Raw genomic sequence first — 20563 nt, 5'->3', positions numbered from 1 at the left:
GAACTTGACCCATTATGCAGACGGGCTTTGCATGTCCGGCGCTTGGAGAAAGAAAAAGAAACGGGGCGCTCCTACTGCTCCATTCGCCGGACGTCGACGGTCACATCGAGAGACCCCTGGCTTCCCCGATAGACGCCCTTCACCGGCACGATGTCTGGGTAGTCCCGCCCATGGCCGAGCTTCACGTACCGCCAGTTGACCTCGGTGTTGTTGGTCGGGTCGAAACCGAGCCAGCCGGTACCGGGTATGTGCACCTCGACCCACGCATGGGAGGCCTGCTCAAAGTCGGCATTGCCCCCCTGCAGATCCCCGACAAAATGATACCCGCTCACGTACCGCGTCGGAACCCCCATCGACCGGCACACGGCGATCATCAGATGCGCATAGTCCTGGCACACCCCGCGTTTCAAGCGCAGGGTACGGCCAACGGTCGTGTGAACATTCGTCGCTTCGGGGTCATAGGTGAACTCTTCATAGATGGTAGAGGAGAGCCGGCTCGCCCACCGATGAAGATCGCTTGCCTCCTCGAGCGGATGCTGGGCGGCAAACGAGCGCAGTTCCTCCGTGCTCTCTGTATAGGCGGTTGGCAAAAGAAACTCGCAATACCGATCGCGAAACGCTTCCTGTTGAAGGAGAGCGAGTTGTTCCGTACGAGGAAGCACCGGCAAATCCTGTCCCTGCGGCTTGTCGACGGTGACGACGGTCGCCCGGGTGCGAATGATGAGCTCCTGATGCGGCCGATTCACCGAAAAGGCATGAACGCGGTTGCCGAAGTAATCCTCGTAGGTCATCAGATCCGCAACCGGCGTCACCTGGACCTCATGGTGAAAGCAGGACTGCCGATAATTCGTCCGCGGGGTGAGCCGAACCTCGTTGACGCTGTCCGTCACCGGCTCCGGGTAGGTGTAGCGGGTGGTATGGTTGATTTCGATCTTCATCCAACTGCCCCCTCCAGCCGAAAGAAGCCGCCCTCGATCATCCGGCCGAGCTTCAGGCAGGCGTCGGTTAAATAGTCGAGCTGCTCGCTCGAGCGGTCCTTCTCAAGCGGCTGCTCCTCATCCAGGTAGTCCAGCTCGGCACGGATTTTGCCGGCGTAGCGAATGGCCCGCTCCTGCCCGGCTCCCTTGGCCGGAGCCTCTTGAACGAGGCCGGCCAAATGATCCTCCAGGCGGTGGAAGGAATAACGCACCGAGCGCGGGAACGTATTTTGCGTGAGCAGGAAGGTGAAGATGGCAGGCACTGTCACTTCATCGGCGTAATAGCGACGGAACGCCTGGTAGCCGCTCACCGATTTCAAGATGCCCTGCATCATCGGGTAGGGCGTCCCGCTCTCCTCCTCCAGCATCCCCCCGAGCACTCCGTCCAGCGACCGCAGGATGCGTACCGTGTTCTCCGCTCGTTCAAGGAAGCGTCCGCATTTCAGCAGCCGCCATTCCTCCTCGCGAATCATGACCGACTCCTCCGTTCCGAGGAAGATCGCGCACCAATCCTTGACCTGCCGGTAGAATTGATGCGGGCCATCCAGGATGTCCTTCACCCCCTGTTCTCCGAGCCACAGGTCGAAGCCGTTTAAGGCGTCCCACAGCTCGCTCGGCAGCTTCTGCCGGAGCTGGCGAAGGTTTCCCCGCGCTTGATGGACGCACGAGGAGATGGAGTTGCCGTGGTCGCGATCGAGCGTCAGGAAGGTGAGCACGCCCTCCTCCGTCAACCGCTCGTACCGCTCGGCATAAGCGTCCTGGGCACCCAACGCCGATACGAGCCGCAGCCATTTGCGCCCTTCCTCGCCATAGTCGCCGTCCGTCTGGATGTGGTAGTGAACATCGATCAACCGGGCGTGGTTCTCCGCTCTCTCCACGTAACGTCCGATCCAGAACAACGCCTCCGCATTTCGGCTCATCATCATTCCCTCGCTCCTCTCGTTTACGGGATTATGATTATCCAAGTCGAACCTCTCCGTTATCCAACCACCCAGGTATCCTTGACTCCCCCGCCCTGGGAGGAGTTGACCACGAGCGTTCCTTCCTTCATCGCCACCCGCGTAAGACCGCCTGGGATTACTTGCGGCTTACCGTCCGCTCCGGTCAACACGAAGGCCCGCAGGTCCACATGGCGGGGAGACAGCTTCCCATCTACAAGCACCGGGCTTCTCGACAGCCGCATCACCGGCTGAGCGATATAATCGCCGGGGCGGCGCAGAATCTTCTCGCGGAAAGCGGTAAGCTCCGCTTCCGATGCTTCCGGGCCGATCAGCATCCCATAGCCGCCGGAGAGCGACGTCTCCTTCACGACCATCTCCGGAAGGCGAGCGAGCACGTATTCTCTCTCCTCGGGCCGGGACAGCAAGTAAGTGTCGACGTTGCGCAGGATGGGCTCCTCCTTCAAATAGTAGCGGATCATCTCCGGCACGTAGACATACATCGCCTTGTCATCGGCCACTCCCGTGCCGGGAGCGTTGGCGAGCGCAAGGTTGCCCGCCCGATACGCATTCATGATGCCGGCTACGCCCAGCACGGAGTCCGGGCGAAATGCAAGCGGATCGAGGAAGTCGTCGTCGATTCTTCGGTACAGCACATCGACCTGCTGATAGCCCTTCATCTGCCGAATGTAGATGCGATGATTGCGAGCAACGAGGTCCTGCCCCTCCACGAGATGCAGCCCCATCTGCTGGGCGAGGAAGGCATGCTCGTAATAAGCGGAGTTATGCTCGCCCGGTGTAAGCAGAGCGACGACCGGCTCCCGGCTGCGCGTGGGGCTCAAGCTTCGCAGGGTGGAGAGAAAGCCGTTCAGGCTGTGCTCCACATCCCGGATTCGGCTCGCGAAGGCGAGCTCCGGGAAGAGCTGATTCATCAGCGAGCGGCTCTTGAACAGGTAGGAGAATCCGGAAGGGCATCGCAGATTATCCTCCAGCACATAATAGCGACCATCCTTATGCCGGATGAGGTCGATGCCCGCCACTGAGATATACGTTCCTCCCGGAACCTGCAGGCGAGCCATCTCCGGGCGGAAATACCGGTTCGCCATAATCATTTGCCGCGGGATGACCCCATCTTTCACGATGGCTTGCTCGTGGTACAGATCATGGACGAACCGATTTAACGCCCGTACACGTTGGCCAAGGCCTGCCTCCAGCACGCTCCATTCTTCCGCCGGAATGATGCGAGGAATGACGTCAAACGGAATCGTCCGCTCCCGTTCTTTTCCAGCATCCGAGCTGTATAGGGTGAAGGTGATCCCCTCCTCCACCATCCTCCTCTCGGCCAGCTTCTGCCGTGCCAGCAGCTCCTCGGGCCTAAACCGGCTGAACAGTCGGTGAATGGCCTCGTAGTGTGCACGCGGGGCCGCCGAATCGGAATACATCTCGTCGTAATCCCCGGTTATCGCGTAATGAGTTTGAACCGAATCGGAGGTCTTTTCCGACATGGAGGCCGCCCCTTTCGTCACTTCTTGTCAGGTTTTATACCGCAATCAACTGTTTCCTCTCGTCACTCGGTTCCATCTTCGCTTAAACGAGACGGATTCCGGTGAGGATGCTGAGATTTCTTATCCTCATCATACCCAAACTAACCTTATGTGTAAATATATATGACAATTGTATTCGTTTTCGTTTTTCATTTGGACAATCTCCAGCAAAAAGAAAAAGCAGGTCGTTCGCTTCTTCGCGAACAAACCTGCTTTTTATATAACGACCTTATTGTTTTTCTACCGCCGCTTCGGTCAACAAAAGCCGCTTCTCCCGGTCGGGATCGGTTACGAGCTTGTCCTCCCGATTGAACACCCAGGTAGTGCGCCGCTCGGTCTCATAGGCATCCCAATCGGCCAAGGAATCCGTCTCGCGTGTCGTGGCAAAGCGAATCCACGCCTTCTGCATCCGCTGGGCCAGTTCCTCTGCCTGAGGCTCCAGCGAACCGATCATTCCTTCGAGGAAGAAGAGGTTGCGGAAGACGAAGGGGATCTCCAGGGCGTGAACCGATTTGCTGACGAACGGGTGAGGATGACCCTCAAGGCACCAATCGAAGCGGTACATCCACACCTTGGCATGAGGCAGTTGGGCTTCTGCCAGGCGGAGGGAGGGCTCCCAGAAGATCAGATCCGTGACAAGCTCCGCTTGTCCCTCATTGGATACTTCATACGCGTCGGCCAGCACCGCGGGGTCAGCGAAGCCAAACTGGCCGAGCAGCTGCACCACCTGCTCTCGTTGCAGCACAGGAGCTCCCTGACGAATGAAATACGCCCCTTCGTCATGGTTCGTCCCGATCAACAGCTCCACGCCAGCGGCGCTGCCCTCCCGTACGGCCTCGTCCGGCTCGAGCGGAAGCGTCGCCGGCTCAAGCACGGGCTGGAACAACAGCGGCGCGATGCCCCCCTGGCTCAGCTTCGCCTTGAGGCGTTCTCCCGCCTCCAGGATATCCTCGGCCGAGCGGCTTTCCAGCCAGCCGGGAGCGCTCGCTTCCGCGAGCGAGCTTCCCGACAGGGCCGCAAGCTCGGCCAGCACGCCGCGGGCGATCTGGGCGGCCTCGCCCGGCTGCATCACCTGTGCGGCGCCGCTCTGCAGGATCGCCCGCTGGAAGAGTCCCTTCGCGGCCGGCATGGCGAGCAGCGCGGCGATCGACATCGACCCCGCCGATTCACCGAACACGGTCACGCGTTCGGGGTCGCCGCCGAAGGCCGCGATGTTGTCGCGCACCCAGCGGAGCGCCGCCACCTGGTCGAGCAGCCCCAGGTTGCTCTCCAGCTCTCCGCCAAGTGAAGCCAGGTGCAGGAAGCCAAACGGACCAAGCCGATAATTAATGGTGACGAGTACCATTTCACCGGAAGAGACAAAAGGCGCGCCGTCATAGAGGGCAAGACTCCCGGCACCGGAGACGAAGGCCCCGCCGTGAATCCACAACATGACCGGAAGCCCTCGTGCCGCTGTTTCCCCTTGTCCTTCCGCAGGCGACCATATATTCAGATAAAGACAATCTTCAGAACGAACTTCGGCACTTGCTTGCGAACTCATCCGCCCTGCTTCCTTCACCACAGGCTGCATGGCAATGGGTCCCGCCTCCACGGCCTCCCGCACACCCTCCCAGTGTTCCGGCTCCTGCGGGGCTCGAAAACGCAGCGATCCTACCGGCGGTGCAGCAAACGGAATTCCGCGCCAGACGCGGATGCCTTCTTGAACCGTTCCTTGCACGGTTCCATAACGGGTCTCGGCCCGAGTGTTCATCTTGCCATCCTCCCTCAAAGCTTCCATCTTCAACCACTACTCTTTATTCAGAATAGCAAAGTTTTTGAGTCATATCAAAAACCATCAAAATAAGAGGCGGAATATCCGCCTCTTCATTGTTTAAAGTGCGTCGAATGCTGCATCTAGCCACTCGACTCTTTTTGATAAATAGTCTTTAAAAAATTGGAGCTCCGATTCGTATGTCGTTCGTTCATTGGCTCCATCCGGATTTGGCCACACGTAAACTCCAAGAATAGGCCACTTCTCAAAATTGTACAGTACACTGGTTTGTAAACGCTCGGCCATGTCATCCATAGTATGAAGCATCTCGGGCAATTCATTGTTCTTCATTTTCTCCCAGGCCGCTTTTACCTTCGCAACAAATGCCGGATCTTCAAAAAATCTCGAGATCCAAAGTCCATTTTTAACGTGGAAACCTTCTGGGTTAAAGATGTCATCATAATAACCGTTGCCCATACCTAAATCAAAATCCCAAACAGGTCCCATCGAAATCTTGTCGTTAGCATCCTTGTACAGATACACGCTGGTTCCAAACGCTGCATCAACATTTTTATATACTTCATTTACCAAGTACCATTGAATGATACTGTCCACATTGAAATACTTTTGATATCCTTCATCAGGGTCAGCAAAGGTATTGCTGTATAAGGCATTTTCCGCTTCTTGAAAATAGGAGCGAATATATTCCAGTTGTTGCTCATTAATATTCTTTGCCTTAGGTTGTTTAATTGCGAAAACATCTCTACTTTTTACCTGTGTCGTTTGAAAGTAATTATCCCCATCATCCAGACGATCTATCCAGTCTTTCTCAATTAAGTAACCCCCTGTGATATCGGACTCTGCTGTGTCACTTGCCTTCAATTTGTTTATATTCAGCCGATTTTCTGATATCTTTATTTTTTCACCCAGCAGATAATTACCTAAATACTCACCATTTAAGAAGAATTCTACAAATCTCATACGTGGTGTATAAGACATCCCTGTCATTTCACTTAATTGGTACGCCAGGTAATTGCGCAAAAGGGTTTTATCTGCATAATTTGCTATAAGTACCCATTCTTCTTCCTTAGGCATATCGAGAAGAGAGACTTTCTTTGAAGTCTCAACTGCATAGGATTTTTTGGGCATATTCCAAGAAGAATTACCTCTTCCTTTTATCTGAATGTCACCTGCGTAAAGTCCCGATTGATACGAATTTGTCGAGCCATCCTCTAGTACCATAGAAGCCGAGAGCTTTTGCTCTTTCGTAATGATAGCATCCGGTTCTTCTGTCCAAATGATTACCGTTGGTAATCCAGTCTCAATAACTCGAATGATTAAAGAATAAGTACGATCATTACTACCAGAATTTATTAATCGGACCGAATGCTCACCCGCATAAAGGGATAGATCTGTCTCGGTAAGGATGGCTACATCATTTAACTCTATTGCCTCCGCGTTAGCTGCCAACTTCAACTTGCCGTTGTCTAAGTTAACGCTATTTGGTATGAATAGGGTAATTCGATTTTTTTCATGATCAATTTGTGCAGCATAATCCTGAAAAGCAAATTTGGAGAGTAGTGTCTTGTAGGACAACACTTTTGCTGAAAATTCTTTGGTCCCACGAGCTGTTCCTACCCGAATGACTGCCTTCAATTCTATTGACACATCCCGACTCCCGTAGCTAGGGCGACTCACAACCCCTGTGGAGCTTAAAACTTTTTCATTACTGCTTTCCCAAATGATAATGCTGTTATGAAGTCCGGTTCCTGGAAGGTAAACATTAGCCGTTACAGAAGACATGTCCCCGATATCGAGTTGCGCAATCGCCTCGTGAACCGCCAAAAGGTCTTCAGGAGAGGGGGTCGGCTCAACAGTTGGTGTAGGTTCAACAGAAGGTGTAGGTTCAACAGAAGGTGTAGGTTCAACACTAGGAGCAACAGTTGGTGTAGGTTCAGCGCTAGGCGTTGGCTCAACAGTTGGTGTAGGTTTAGCACTCGGCGTTGGCTCAGCTGAGGGATTGGGTTGTGGGAAGGTGATGATCGGAGCCCACGAGCTGCTGTTGGCCAAAGTTTTAGATGTTTCTTCCTTGCCGTCAATGGTAAGTGTAAGATTCTCTGAAATGGATATGGACTGTGGCCTCTTATCCAACACAACTCCATTTACATACACATTGAGATTCGCAATTGCATCAGCGCTTTCAACCCGAACAGGTGCGTAAAGTGATGCCTTTTCTAACTTAGTACCTTCAAGGAGTCTGATTAACGAGGGCTTCTGTCCTTGATTCTCAGGTTGTTCACTTACCATCAGCTCGTTAACAGTGGCGGATTTGAGTTCGAGATTTGTATTGCTATTCAAGCTGATCTTCGAAATCGCTCCCGACACAGTGTTGCTTTGTCCCTTCTGCTGAACGGAAAAAATAATGTTCATGTCAGAATTGGCTGACCCAAGGTTCTGAATCTCGCCTCCACTTTCAAAAAGAGCAAATGGAACCAGAGAAGTTCCCTTAACTGCAACCTTAATATTCCCGTCTGTTTTGAAAACTATAAGGTTTTTAGAAATGGAAGAGTCCTCGAAAATTACGCTATTCTCTCCTCCTCCCCAAACGTAAACATTTCCACCAACCTTTACATTATTTAAACGAATCGTGCCGTTTCCTACTCCTTCACTAAGGATAAGGTCGCCAGCAATAATGGAATTTTGAATAGTAGCGGAAGGAGAGCTAATTAAAACATTTCTGTCGTACTTCCCGGAGTAAGTTCCATTTTCTCGCAAGATTGTTCCAAAGATGGACTCAAGCAATGTAACAGATTCTGCATAAGTCAACTTACTCTTTGGCCGAATCGTTTGATCAGGGTATCCAGATAGATACCCTTTATCGGATAAGTATCCGAAGTAGGGATATGCATAATCTGAAATAAATGCAACATCAGAAAACTTTACTAATTTTTGATAAGTTGAACCTTCCTCAGGTTTGTAATGAAGTACTCTCCCTAGGATGGTGACTGCTTCTTCACGAGACAGCGCCTGTTCTCCCCGAGCAACCCATTTTCCTTCGGTGTTCTTGGATCCTTGCATATAACCGGCAGCTAAAGCCTTTTCCAGATCCTCTCGGTACCACACATCATTGAGAACATCTATAAATGATGTGGTCGTTCTTGCTTCGTACCCCATCACATTATTGATCAAAGCTGCAAATTGGCCACGAGTTATGTACTGATTTGGTAAAATTTCTTTATTCTCTGCTGTTTTAAGTAGGCCTTCCTCACTCCAATTATCCAAAACAGTTGATGCCCAATGGCCCGCATACGCATTTTTGACTGTTTGGGCCGCTTGAAGATTACCAGGCAAGATCAAGAGAAGGCAAAGCAAACTAATAAATACTTTTTTAAAATCCATCACTTATCTCCTTTATTGGCTACTTTATTTATGTATATTTAATAGTTTATCGAATTTTGTCAGATAATTCTACAAAAAAAAGCCTTTTTAGAGGCTTTTCGACTTAAATGAATAAATAAATGATGCATACCCAGATTACAAAACCTAATAGAATTCCAATAAAAATACCTTTTTTAGCATCTTCGCTTCCTTCGTTATGTTTTTCAACCATACCAAAAGTCCTCCTAATAGATATTGGCTCTGAATACAGTTTGTCCAATTTATCCATTAGAAAGACCTTTAATACGCATTCTTGTTCACAAAACCGTTCCATAGAGTTTGTACAATGATGCGAAGATCGAAGAAAAAGGACCAGTTTTCCATATAATAAATATCATAAGAGATTCGGTCAGGAATTGAGGTGTCTCCTCGGAGCCCATTGCTCTGAGCCCAACCCGTCATACCTGGTCGGACATGGTGTTTCACCATATATTTCGGAACTTCTTCCTTAAACTGTTCAACAAAATAGGGTCTCTCGGGCCGCGGACCAACCACACTCATGTGTCCCAGTAGTACATTGAAAAATTGCGGTAACTCATCCAAACTAGTACGGCGGAGAAAGGAGCCAAACCGAGTCCTTCTCGGATCATTTTTTACAGTCCATTCTTGGTTCCCATTTCCAGAATCTGAAACACGCATAGACCGAAATTTATACATCCAGAAGGTACGTCGATTATAGCCCACCCTCTCTTGCTTAAAAATAATCGTACCCCGAGAAGTTAGTTTGATTCCGATCGCGATGATTAGCATGACAGGTGCCGTTAGTGTGATCGCAAAGATCGCAAAAACCAGATCAAAAGCTCGCTTTAGAAAACGATTGCCCAAGCTATCAAGAGGGATGTCTCTCACATTAATAAGTGGAATGCCTGCGAAATTATCAAAGCTTGGACGAGCAGGCAAATAGGTAAAGAAATCGGGAATAATCATCGTGCGAACGCCAGCCTTTTCGCAGGCATTAATCAACGCCCCATACTTGGTATAGGCATGCAAGGGCAGGGCAATGACAACCTCATCCACAATTACGCGCTCTAGGATATCGGCCAATTCCGTCGTCTTCCCTAAAATCGGTTTGTAATCGCCGTAAGGAGCTTCGTGCTCCATCACGAAATCATCCAGAAATCCCACAACCTCAAACCCAAGCTCCGGCTGCTGCTGAAGGTTTTTATAAAACCTCCGGCCGAGCGAACCCGCCCCGAGAATAAGGACAAATTGCTTGTTGTATCCCTTGCGTCGCATGCTTCGTAAAAAAAACTTGACCCACAACCGGTAGAGACAAGTACCAAAAATATTCAAGGTGAGGAAAATCGCAAGAAATTCCCGCGAAATATCAATCTCTTTGTAAACGAACATCAATGCTACCATGAGGAGGAAGCCAATCAAGTGAATTTGGAGAGTCTTCCATGTCTCGTAAGCGAACGTCTTTTTCCTTTTTGGAGAATAAAAATGTAGAAAGGTCCCCGTCAGCAGAATGAGTCCCGAGTATAGCAGCACCCATTGATAGTAGCGGCCCATTGGCAAATAGCCATCCATTTCCTTCCACGGCGACTCAAACTTCAGCCACCAGGCCGCGATGAAGAAGACCTGAATAACCAGTACATCACACAGCGCATAAAGCTGCGACAACCAGCTCTGATACCTTCGAATCATCAGTCTCCCCCCATTCGCTTCCATTGATTTCGGCCAAGTGCAATGCCGAGCTTGAGTCCAACCCCGGCATAGACAGCCAGGTTTGTGAGCCAGGAATAATTTGCCGCATAGTGCTTTCGGTGAAAGAGGATCATCGCACGATGAAACTCATAGACTATCTTGAAGGGCTTGCGACGACTGCTTGCCCCTTTGTAATGCGTGATCTTCACGAGAGGATGATACCAGATGGACCAGCCTGCCTGCTTGATTCGATAGCACCAATCGATATCCTCTCCGTACATAAAGAACTCCTCGTCGAGTCCCCCCACCTGCGTAAGGGTTTCACGCCGCACCAACATGAAGGCTCCAACCAAACAATCCATTGGTTGGGATGCGTTCGGGTCTAGGTGCCCAAGCTGGTAACCATTAAACCTAGGACTATTGGGAAAAAGCTTGGGAAATCCAAACATATAGTAAAAGGAAGCCGAAGGGGTAGGAAAGCCACGTTTGCAGGCTTTGTCCAAGCTCCCATCAGGGAGCATCACTTTACACCCGCTGGCTCCAATGGAAGGATGATTATCCATGAAGGACAGCATTTCATCTACCGTATTTGATTCAACCCTCGTGTCCGAGTTTAGCAAGAGGATATAACGACCTACAGCTTGATTAATCCCCTGATTATTAGCTCGGGCAAAGCCAAGATTTTGTTCATTTCCAATGCATTGGACATCAGGATAGCGGCGCTTTACTTCCTCCAGTATTCCATCGTTAGATGCATTGTCAATGAGAATGACTTCAAATCGATAGGATGTATTTGAATCGTATACGGAATCGATCGCTTCCATGGTAATTTTTGGGGTTTTATAGTTCACGATGATTATACTAATATCCACATTCATCACCTGTAAAAAACTTGTAAGATTAGTATAGCACAAGACCATACCAACATTAAAAATGCCCCCTGTTGGCAATGCCTATCTTGCACCCTTAAGCTTCAATAAGGATGCTCCCTTCACTTGATACACTACATCAAAGATAGACGAATCAAATCCTGCATCTTTGATCCACTTCTGAGTATCTGGATTTTCCATAATAATCAAGTACGGGTTTTTATCAGCATTTTGCTGCCATCCGTCATAGTCGAAAAGATTAGCCTCATACATAGCTGCTAATCTGTTATTCCCATATTTGGGCCAGATCTGAGTATATGAGTAAAACCATAATTGTTGCAGCAAATCCCCAACGACTGGGATATACCCCTTATCCCCGATAAAAATCGATCTGTTACTAACCACATAGTCCATGAATCCTCTTTGATCCTTAGTATAGGTTATGTTCATATTTCCCTTTTGCTGCATTTGAAAATTAAACTTATGAATCTTTGTAATGTTTGTTTGTATTTCAGGATTAAACAAATTATTTTTATCCTGGATATATTTATCCACGAACGCAGAATTCACGAACAGAAACGCGAGCAAACCCAAATAACTGAGATAAACGGGTTTAAAGTGAGATTTTACGTAAGCGAGTCCAACACCAAAGAGAACGATTATGAGGTTCTCTAGTAAGTAATAGTTCTTAAAAAAGTAGTAGGAGGAGGCCTTTTGATTCATTCCTAATATTAATATGCAGACTGTGAACAATAGGTACATGCCCGAATAAATTATGATTCCTTTTCCCATTTTTTGCTTCCACATCATCCAAATCGCTACAAACGCAAAGAGCAAATAAGGAAGAAATACAGAATAGAAATCTCGGTAAATAAACCCTTCGTACGCTATTGAATCTACATCCCCTGACTTAACCGTATGGTTTAACACAAATAGATATAACGAGCCAAATATGCCTGCTGATAGAACGACCCAGATAATCCCAGGTGAAAACAGCTTTTTAATAAAGCTGATTTTCTGTTTATTTTGAATGATTGACAAGCCGACAAAAGCCATAACAGTTGCGGGAATGAAGTAATAATAGGCATAAAAAATCCCAATCATTACTACAGTACTAGCTATTATCTTGAGTGGACCTTCTTCTATGCTTTCGACTAATAGGATCAGTACAAGTATCAAAAAAATCCCCGTCATTTGGCTGGAAAAACCAAAGATTACGCTATTCATATTGTAACCTATAGCAGTAGCAGCAACGACAATTGTAGCCGGTAGAAACGAAGTGTTCTTCGAATAATATCTAAATAGCGTATAAACAGAGAGGATAATTAGGAAATAAACAATCAAATTCCCAACAAGATAAATCCCAACTTTAGCCGCTCCTGAATGAACCATGCTCATGAGCAACCCCATGTTAACATAAGTCAAAAACGGATAACTTGACATATGTGCGTAAGGGGCCAGATCATTATGGGTCAGTAAAAGCTCTCCTGTTTTGGAAAAGTAGTCTGCAAATAAATAATGAACGGAAGGATCCGTTGTCAAGAACTTAATATTAAAGTCGCCAGAATACATAGTCAAAAATAATACTACCGGAGCTGCTAATGAAAGGCATACTGCGTACACATCCACAATGCTAACATTTAGCCTAATTTTTTTAATGTCTATTCTCTCTTTCTTTATGACCAAAAAAAGAATGAAGGACAACAGGATATTAAGCAAAGATGCACTAATTCCGTTAAATGGTAGATGGACAATATCGAGCACTACACTCAATATTGAGTTGTATGAAAGGTACAACGCCATGATTATGATAAACATATCTAACTTTTTTTGAATCTTGTTTGAAAAGACCATAATCAACCCAATAAATAGACAAAAAGTCGTTAAGAGAAAAAGGCAAATAGTCATTTAATCACCTTTGGCAAATAATAATTTTGTATTGGGAATCCATTGGCTTTTATTTATCCATTTCCCTAATACTTGAGCGGGTTTCTCCACAACATGCCACGATAAATAGGCACAGACAAATGTAATTCCTATAGTCAACATCAAGTACACATTAAAGGTAAATTGGAACGATGCATGGTTTGAGGCAAGAAGTTGTTGAACAGGAAAAGCATATAAATACATTCCGTAGGAGTAGTCATTCTTGAAGAACCACTTTCTGAAAGCAGGCTTTGGTGAAAACGCGAACGAAAAAACAAAGTATGAGAGCACCAACAACATGAGCATCTCTGTTTTAACATAAGAAATCTGAATAACGAACAGTGATAGTAAAAGGATAGATGCGATTTGAATGTTCAGTATTTTTTTAACTTCAGGGAAGGTAAAGAGTACACCAACAAAAAAATAAGGAGCTAATGTAAAAACATCAAATAAGGATGTCCCATAAAAAATGATGCGTAGGGTTGGATAGAACTCCATGAGAACCACTCGAGTAACAACAAGAGCCAAAGTAAACAGTACAATAATCAGTTTCCGCCTTTTTAAAAGAGAACCAAGAAAAAGAACCACGGGTAGGAGAATGTACATAAGCACTTCAACAATAAGTGTCCATAAGGATCCATTCACTGCATTAGGATAGAGATTATCTGCAAAAACCCCTGGAAGAGAATAGACAGGGAACAAAATAATGTTCCTCAAATAAAAGAGCGTGTTGGAATTCAACAAATACTCTTTAACACCCAGTGTTGTAACCAATGGCCCCATAACAAAGACCGTGATGAGGATGAGGGCCGTTAACCCTGGGATGATTCTAAAAAATCTTCTCAATCCGTATCGAATGATGTTTGAATCTCGCATGAAGCTTTCCGTTATTAAATAGCCGCTAATTAAGAAAAAGATTTCGACACCGATGGTGGAAACTGCTTGCCCACCCAGTGTAAGAACTGGCAGCCCGAGAATATGGTACATATGACCGATAATAACCATAAGTGCTGCAAGAAAACGCAAGAGATTTAGATTGTTCTCTCGATGACTTGGAATTTTCTCCTCGAAAATACTACTTGATGCTCCCATTTGGTATACCCTCTCCAATGTTATTTCGCGTATGCAGCATTACCTGTTGAATCTTTGAACTATCGCCCCATATTCCGGGTGAATCATAAGGCCGATCCGGGAATGCACCGTATTTCAATTTAATCTTTAGTTGCTGTTCTTGGATAAAGGCCTCTACTTTGTCTTTTAGAGAAACTCCCTCCCCCGAACAACAATTGATAATCCCAGCCACTTGGTCCTGAGCAACGCATGCTCCAAGCTGTTCGGCTAATTCTTGTACAGAGATGAAATCATACTTGTTGCTCCCAGTCGTAAAAGGAAACACTTCTTTCCCTTCTTTCTCCGCCTGGATCAGCTTTGTAAAGACAGAATTGTTTTTCAAGTCATCCCCGTATATATAGAATGCACGGAGCCACTGAAAAATGATCTTCTTGTCCTTCGTATATAGTTGCATAGCTTGTCGTAAAGCATTTTTGGATATCCCGTAAAAGGAAGTTGGATTACATAGCGTGTTCTCATTAACAGCACCTTCATAGTAGCCTACCTCATGCATGGTCCCCATGACTGCAATCTGTTTGATTCCTCCATCCACCAATTGCTTCAGGAAAGAAAAATGATCTGAGAATGCCTCCAAATGATAAGGGCTGTTATGGTTAAAACCATCCCTCCACGCTAGATGCAAGCAAGCATCTGGGGACCCCAGTTCTTGATAAAGATCATTTGAGGAAAAGATGTCCAGTGAGACAAACTCGGCTTGTGAGTTAATCCCCTTTTCTGAAGTGTCAACCGCTATAACATGGATGTTGTCCCTAGCAAGCAAGCTATCCACCACATGGCGGCCAATATAACCACCCGCTCCCGTAATCACAATCTTCTTTTTCTCCATCCTGCGCTTCTCACTCCCTTGCTCAACCAACTTTTTTTGCGTTTCTTCTTCGTCTGAAGTCCCTTAGCCATCTGGTATAACGCCAACTCTTAGTATTCAGTAGATTTTCTACTAAAATAGTCAGTTGCTCATCAGATGCTGTTTCATAATCGGGAATGACCGTCTTCTTGCCAAGAAATCCTTGTAGTACACGTACTGGGGCTGTAACCCTCCACGATTTTGACCTAAGAATTTCCCTCACCAACACACGTTTCTCTTCTGTTGCCATGCTAAACTCTTGCACAAGTTCCGAACGATAAGCCTCTCTGCTGTTGGCATTATAATAATTGATTAAGAAAACGATCCGTTTGATATTCCCAGGGGGAAGAATAAGATGAGCATCATCTATCTTGGACAAGACATAGTCATAATTTTTCTCCCATTCATTCTGCTGATGAATGGTAGCCGAACTGCTCCCTTTTCTCCACCAACGGTAGATATTCGTTACCTCCGGACTTGACTCGATTCCACAAATAGAATAGACCCGTAGGATAAAGTCCCAATCTTCCGTCGTATTCAAACTCTCATCGAAATGGTATCCCAGCTTTTGATAAACAGCCGTTGGAAAGGCCAAGCAGAGTCCAGGGCATTGATTATGATGTAGCATTTGCAAAAAATCTACTTCAGCAGGATAATCTCTAATAAATCCTGAAACAGCTGCAGAAGTCAGAGAACTATAGCTAGTCTCCATTCTTTCATATTCTTGCCTAACCGATACGCTTTTGAGGATTTTCCCAAAGCCCGTCTCTGAGAGATCCTGGAACGTTTTGACCCAATTCGCCAAGACAATATCGTCATCATCCAGAATGGATACATAGGAACCTCTTGCTGCTGCAAACCCTACATTCAGCGGCCTTGACCTTCCCCCGCCAAAGATCGGAATATAGCGTATCTTATTTCGGATCCAGGTGGGGGAATGTTCAATAACATCCAATACATTCTGCTCATCCGTACGCTTCACATTATGCCCTACGATAATGACTTCGAAGTCCTGAGAGGTTTGTGTACTTAAACACAATAAGACCTCCTTTAGCTCCTGCGGTCGGTTCCCTATTGTACGAGTGACCACCGTGAGAAAAGGTCCTTCGCTTTCAGGCTGACGGGTGAAGTTTGGTTGATAATGAAGTTCTCGAATAAAGCAGTACGTGTTCCACGATTTGGCTGAGGACATTCCCTCGATCAACCGCGCAACACTGGTTTTACTGGCTTCTGTCTCGTCGTCAAGCAGGTCCATGGCCTCCGCGAATTCAAAACCGGATGATTGAAACAGGTCCATGAGCTTTCCTTCGTCATAGACATTTCGAGAAACATCCAGTTGAACCTGATCAACGCGGCCAAACAACAGATTGGTTGCCACTTCAGATCGAACATAGTTTTTTACCGTAACCACCAAGGAAATGTTGGGGTTGAACTCTTCCATTACCTTACGAATGCAACGCAGGAATCCCTCCGGGCCATCACAATGTTCTAGAACCTCGTGGATGACGATGGCTTGGATATCCTGATCCCTCATCCGTTCGATGAGTTGGGCCTCCAATCCACCCTCTGTTCCTTGCTCTCCTGCATTTCGAGCCACTATCAGAGTAAGAATGGGGCTGGACAAATGACTTTCGAACAATTGAACCTGATGCGGATCAAGACAGCCCACTACAAGTACGGACCCACCCGATTCCCCTGTAGCTTTCGCGGCCAATAACTGACCAACACGTTGAATAACCAATTCTGTTTTATTCGTCACAATGTAAACCTCATCTTCCCATAGTTTCCGTCAATGAACTCAGAGACCTTATGAAGTTTATCCACTTGTTTTGGCAATCGTCCCTCAGCCTTGCGTCTTTCAAACTCTGCTGCTGCTTTTAGGAAATGAGGCTCGGAAGACTTCTTAAAGAAGGACAGGATCTTATCGGTTAAGTCCTTTCGCGACCACTTATAAGGAAGCAGCAAGCCTGCTTCCGCCGAGAAATACTTCTCAGCTGATGTGGGTTCCCACTCTGCACTTTGTGACAAGGATTTATCGTGAAAAACAACAGCTGCCGGTTGATAGATTATTTTGTAGCCCTTTAATCGCACCATCCATGAAAAATCGACATCGTCACAGTATAAAAAAAACGTACCTTCGTCAAATCCCCCAACTTCGTCGAAAACCTTTTTGGGAAACATGGTGCAAGCTGTCGAACTCCAACTTGTTTCTCCTGTTTCCGAGTCATAGTATTTGGGATGCTCAATGGGCATTTGCCTTGCTTCACTCATCCCCACAGCTGATTTTGACATCCGGAACGGCTCAAAAAGCAAGCAAATGGCATCGTATGCCGTTACGATATCCGGATTTTGCACAAGGATATAATCACTATGGCATTGTTTCGCCAACAGATTGTGGCCCTTTGCCGTTCCGTGATTCTCACCCCAGAAAATGTATTGAAGTTCAAGAATCCCCCTATATCGTTCGCTCAGTTCATCAATCTCAACATCAGTGAATACAGGGATCGAGGAACAATCACCGTAGCAAACGGATACTTTTGTAAATGTCTTATGGGTTAATGCGTAATTTGCTGCTTCTGCAATGCTTTGCAGAGATCGTTTTACATTTTCCGGTTCTGTATGATACAGAACCGATTGAACTTGTAAAGAAATAAGGGAATGATTCATTCCTCGTGTTACCTCCTGTCATCCCAACTGATTATCGATCCAGCCACATAAGCGCGTTAGCCCTTCATTTAAGCCTATTCGAGGTTCCCACGCCAATTCCACTTTTATTGCATCCCCTGTACAGGCAGCATGCCGTACATCACCTAGACGGTAACTTCCATTGACATGGGGCTTGGGAGCTTGGTATAGGTTTGAAATGATCGTTGCTATATTCTGAATTGTGGTCGACTGCCCTGAACTCACATCATAGATTGCATTATGTACATGGGGACTTTTTATAACCTTATGTATAGCGTCAGCCACATCCGAGATATAAACAAAATCTCGCAGCATAAGCCCATCCTCAAATAGGGGGATACTGCCGCCAGACTTGGCAATTCTGCCAAAAAGAGCAACGATTCCTGTGTAGGAATTTTTCAGTGATTGGCCAGGTCCATAAACATTTTGCAACCTGACTATACCATATTTAACAGAGAATGCCCTACACCAAGTTTCAAGAAGCATCTCTTGCGTATGCTTGGTTACACCATAAACGTTTACAGGATGAGGGATCGTGTATTCACTAACGGAGGGAAGATAAACAGAATCTTCAAACTCCCACTTTCCTCCATCAAGCTGAGCCCGCGAACGTACAGAAGGATAGAACGTTGTTCCGTCTTTTCTTTTCCAACAACCTTCTCCGTAAACCGCTCTACTGCTGGCTAACACAATTTTTTCTGGAAAGCGATTGTGCCGAACAATCCCATCCAACATCTGGGCAAGACCGCTCACATTCACATTTGTATGGCGATAAGACTCGGTCAGCGACTGCCCTGTTCCTGTTTCTGCTGCCAAATGTAAGATAACATTCGGATGATAGCGCCCAAAGAAGGCATTCCAATCTTCTTCCTTGCACACATCTCCGATAATAATTGTTGCCTTTTTGGACAAAAAAAGAGGTCGTTCTTGATTTGGGTGGACTTGTGGGTGGAAGTTATCCAAGACAAGAATTTCGTCAAACTCGTCTTCCAGCAACTTACTCACTTCACAGCCAATAAATCCGGCCCCCCCTGTGATCAGGCACGATTTAACCATTTCGAAAAAGACCTCCATTTTTTACTTTATGGTAGATTCGATATAAATGGGGAAGCTTCCTCTTAAGTCGTGCAAATCTCGTCAGCGACAGCAGCTCCTCCACATTTTCACTAATCTCCCTTGCAGAAATACTCAGGACATAGCCTTCTTGTTTTATTCTAACTGCCTTCAAGGCGGCTTCTAACCCTACCTGTCTGCTTCGATATAGTGTTCGATCAGCGGGTACACGATAAAGAGAAGTTGTTTTTTTAACATAGTGGAAAGGTGCCCGAAGCGCCACCTGAATCCAGAAATCCCAATCTTCCAGGACGTCTAGATGAGGATCAAACCGAATGCCCTCAAGTTCATCTTTCCGAACCATAACGGCTTGGATGGGGAGATAATTTTGATAAAAAAGCTTTACTCGATTAAAAGGCTGATTGTAGATAATTGAATACCCTTTTTCCACCTTTTGTTCGCCATTAAATGCAGTAGGAACTTCAAATGCGTTGGTGTAAACAACCGAATGGTGACCTTCTTCAATTTCGTTTAGTAAGGTCTCGATATGGTCCGCATAGAGCAGATCATCATCGTCCAGAAAGGTAATGTACTTCCCTTTTGCCTTATCCAAGGCCAGATTAGCAGCATGAGAACGCCCTACTTTATCCCCCGTGGCATAGTATTGGATCGACATGTCGTGGAACTCATTTTGGATCATTTCCCACGATACTGGCGGCCCATCCTCCATTACAACGACATCTAGATTCGAATAGGTTTGATTACGTACACTTGTTAAGGCTTCCCTCAAAAGATGCGGGCGATTACAAGTTCGAATCAGTATTGATACCGTTGAGGTGGATATCGCGCGGGAAGCTGTATAGAAAGCCCCTTCTCGGGAAAGCGAATAATCCCAATTATGAAAAACGGGCCGAAATTCTTTATTTCGTTTGGAATGGAACAACCGAAAAGAAAGAAATGGCCAAACCCGATAAAAGACTTTCAGGTAATTCAGAATCAAACTCCTTCGAATTCGACTATCCTTACAGCTGCGGATCGCATAGAGATATTTCAAATTTCCAAACAGAATGTGTTTGGCATTTCCAAACTTATATCGTAATAAGAGGTTGTTAAGCAGGCTGTTGATGTATTGGTTCGGCTTGACAGTAGTCCCTTCATAGGAATGATGGATGATGCATGCCTTGGGCACATACCGGATCTTATACCCCTGGAGTCGAATTCTCCAACTTAGATCTACATCTTCAGCATACATAAAAATATGCTTGTCAAATCCTTGAACTTGTTCAAAAACATCGCGTCGAACAAGGAATGCTGCTCCTGACGTCCAGTCGGTTTCTCCTGTGAGCGGATCATATACCTTTGGATGCTCGTAAGGGAATTGTCTGAGCTCCCACGCTGCAATCGACGGAGGAGAGCTCCCGATTTCCTTTGTCAGAACGTTAACGGCATCCGGATAAATCTCCGTATCCATATTGAGAAACAAAATGTATGGAGACTGCCCTAAACGTGCCCCTACATTATTGGCATTGCCAAACCCTACATTTTCCTTCCCCTCATGAACAAGGTAATTCCGGAACCCAGCTCCCAATGCTTTTTCCTTATAGCCCATCAACCTGTCAACGGAATCGTCCGTTGACCCATTGTCTACAAAGATAAGCGAAAGCTCATCACGGGAACCTTCCAGTTGAAGAAGCGCCTGAAGACAACGGTCTATCCACTTCGAAGAGTTATATAAGACAAAAACCAAATCCATTTTCATCA

Annotated in this window: 14 protein-coding genes; all 14 read right to left on the bottom strand. The window is 46.6% G+C overall.

The features are described 5' to 3' along the window. Positions 1–71: 71 nt before the first annotated feature. Positions 72–938: a transglutaminase family protein gene (locus tag AAFN83_RS09125; RefSeq protein ID WP_347768682.1), complete on the bottom strand. Its 867-nt coding sequence runs from the start codon at positions 936–938 to the stop codon at positions 72–74. Continuing rightward, a complete protein-coding gene (locus AAFN83_RS09120) occupies positions 935–1903 on the bottom strand; it encodes an alpha-E domain-containing protein (protein ID WP_347768681.1) in 969 nt (322 codons plus the stop codon). The genes AAFN83_RS09125 and AAFN83_RS09120 overlap by 4 nt, the downstream gene beginning before the upstream one ends. Before the next feature lie 53 nt (positions 1904–1956). Beyond that, positions 1957–3420, bottom strand: a complete 1464-nt coding sequence (locus tag AAFN83_RS09115) for a circularly permuted type 2 ATP-grasp protein (RefSeq protein ID WP_347768680.1) — start codon at positions 3418–3420, stop codon at positions 1957–1959. Positions 3421–3688: 268 nt separating this feature from the next. Beyond that, complete coding sequence (locus tag AAFN83_RS09110; protein ID WP_347768679.1) at positions 3689–5209, bottom strand: carboxylesterase/lipase family protein; 1521 nt, start codon at positions 5207–5209, stop codon at positions 3689–3691. Between the two features lie 120 nt (positions 5210–5329). Continuing rightward, positions 5330–8608 (bottom strand): CotH kinase family protein, encoded by a 3279-nt coding sequence (locus AAFN83_RS09105; protein ID WP_347768678.1) that lies wholly within the window; start codon positions 8606–8608, stop codon positions 5330–5332. Between the two features lie 279 nt (positions 8609–8887). Beyond that, a complete protein-coding gene (locus tag AAFN83_RS09100) occupies positions 8888–10294 on the bottom strand; it encodes an undecaprenyl-phosphate glucose phosphotransferase (RefSeq protein WP_347768677.1) in 1407 nt (468 codons plus the stop codon). Beyond that, positions 10294–11166 (bottom strand): glycosyltransferase family 2 protein, encoded by an 873-nt coding sequence (locus AAFN83_RS09095; RefSeq protein WP_347768676.1) that lies wholly within the window; start codon positions 11164–11166, stop codon positions 10294–10296. The genes AAFN83_RS09100 and AAFN83_RS09095 overlap by 1 nt, the downstream gene beginning before the upstream one ends. Positions 11167–11247: 81 nt before the next feature. Continuing rightward, complete coding sequence (locus tag AAFN83_RS09090) at positions 11248–13071, bottom strand: hypothetical protein (protein WP_347768675.1); 1824 nt, start codon at positions 13069–13071, stop codon at positions 11248–11250. Next, positions 13072–14181, bottom strand: a complete 1110-nt coding sequence (locus tag AAFN83_RS09085) for an acyltransferase family protein (RefSeq protein WP_347768674.1) — start codon at positions 14179–14181, stop codon at positions 13072–13074. Beyond that, on the bottom strand, positions 14165–15046 hold the full coding sequence (locus tag AAFN83_RS09080; RefSeq protein WP_347768673.1) for an NAD-dependent epimerase/dehydratase family protein: 882 nt from the start codon (positions 15044–15046) through the stop codon (positions 14165–14167). Before AAFN83_RS09080 ends, AAFN83_RS09085 begins: the two co-directional genes overlap by 17 nt. A 22-nt stretch (positions 15047–15068) precedes the next feature. Further along, positions 15069–16823, bottom strand: a complete 1755-nt coding sequence (locus AAFN83_RS09075; RefSeq protein ID WP_347768672.1) for a glycosyltransferase family 2 protein — start codon at positions 16821–16823, stop codon at positions 15069–15071. Beyond that, positions 16820–17731 (bottom strand): glycosyltransferase family protein, encoded by a 912-nt coding sequence (locus AAFN83_RS09070; protein WP_347768671.1) that lies wholly within the window; start codon positions 17729–17731, stop codon positions 16820–16822. The genes AAFN83_RS09075 and AAFN83_RS09070 overlap by 4 nt, the downstream gene beginning before the upstream one ends. Positions 17732–17749: 18 nt before the next feature. Beyond that, on the bottom strand, positions 17750–18805 hold the full coding sequence (locus tag AAFN83_RS09065) for an NAD-dependent epimerase/dehydratase family protein (RefSeq protein WP_347768670.1): 1056 nt from the start codon (positions 18803–18805) through the stop codon (positions 17750–17752). After that, complete coding sequence (locus tag AAFN83_RS09060; protein WP_347768669.1) at positions 18798–20555, bottom strand: glycosyltransferase; 1758 nt, start codon at positions 20553–20555, stop codon at positions 18798–18800. Before AAFN83_RS09060 ends, AAFN83_RS09065 begins: the two co-directional genes overlap by 8 nt. Positions 20556–20563 lie beyond the last annotated feature (8 nt).

The sequence above is a fragment of the Gorillibacterium sp. CAU 1737 genome (assembly GCF_039888655.1).
GTDB lineage: Bacteria > Bacillota > Bacilli > Paenibacillales > NBRC-103111 > Gorillibacterium.
The sequence above is the reverse complement of the archived record's forward strand: the minus strand, read 5'-3'. Positions and strand labels throughout refer to the sequence as shown.

What these genes read in the sequence shown, in the direction of transcription:
- AAFN83_RS09125 (WP_347768682.1), bottom strand. Translation starts at nt 938, where the DNA reads ATGAAGATCGAAATCAACCATACCACCCGCTACACCTACCCGGAGCCG.
- AAFN83_RS09120 (WP_347768681.1), bottom strand. Translation starts at nt 1,903, where the DNA reads ATGATGATGAGCCGAAATGCGGAGGCGTTGTTCTGGATCGGACGTTAC.
- AAFN83_RS09115 (WP_347768680.1), bottom strand. Translation starts at nt 3,420, where the DNA reads ATGTCGGAAAAGACCTCCGATTCGGTTCAAACTCATTACGCGATAACC.
- AAFN83_RS09110 (WP_347768679.1), bottom strand. Translation starts at nt 5,209, where the DNA reads ATGAACACTCGGGCCGAGACCCGTTATGGAACCGTGCAAGGAACGGTT.
- AAFN83_RS09105 (WP_347768678.1), bottom strand. Translation starts at nt 8,608, where the DNA reads ATGGATTTTAAAAAAGTATTTATTAGTTTGCTTTGCCTTCTCTTGATC.
- AAFN83_RS09100 (WP_347768677.1), bottom strand. Translation starts at nt 10,294, where the DNA reads ATGATTCGAAGGTATCAGAGCTGGTTGTCGCAGCTTTATGCGCTGTGT.
- AAFN83_RS09090 (WP_347768675.1), bottom strand. Translation starts at nt 13,071, where the DNA reads ATGACTATTTGCCTTTTTCTCTTAACGACTTTTTGTCTATTTATTGGG.
- AAFN83_RS09085 (WP_347768674.1), bottom strand. Translation starts at nt 14,181, where the DNA reads ATGGGAGCATCAAGTAGTATTTTCGAGGAGAAAATTCCAAGTCATCGA.
- AAFN83_RS09080 (WP_347768673.1), bottom strand. Translation starts at nt 15,046, where the DNA reads ATGGAGAAAAAGAAGATTGTGATTACGGGAGCGGGTGGTTATATTGGC.
- AAFN83_RS09070 (WP_347768671.1), bottom strand. Translation starts at nt 17,731, where the DNA reads ATGAATCATTCCCTTATTTCTTTACAAGTTCAATCGGTTCTGTATCAT.
- AAFN83_RS09065 (WP_347768670.1), bottom strand. Translation starts at nt 18,805, where the DNA reads ATGGTTAAATCGTGCCTGATCACAGGGGGGGCCGGATTTATTGGCTGT.
- AAFN83_RS09060 (WP_347768669.1), bottom strand. Translation starts at nt 20,555, where the DNA reads ATGGATTTGGTTTTTGTCTTATATAACTCTTCGAAGTGGATAGACCGT.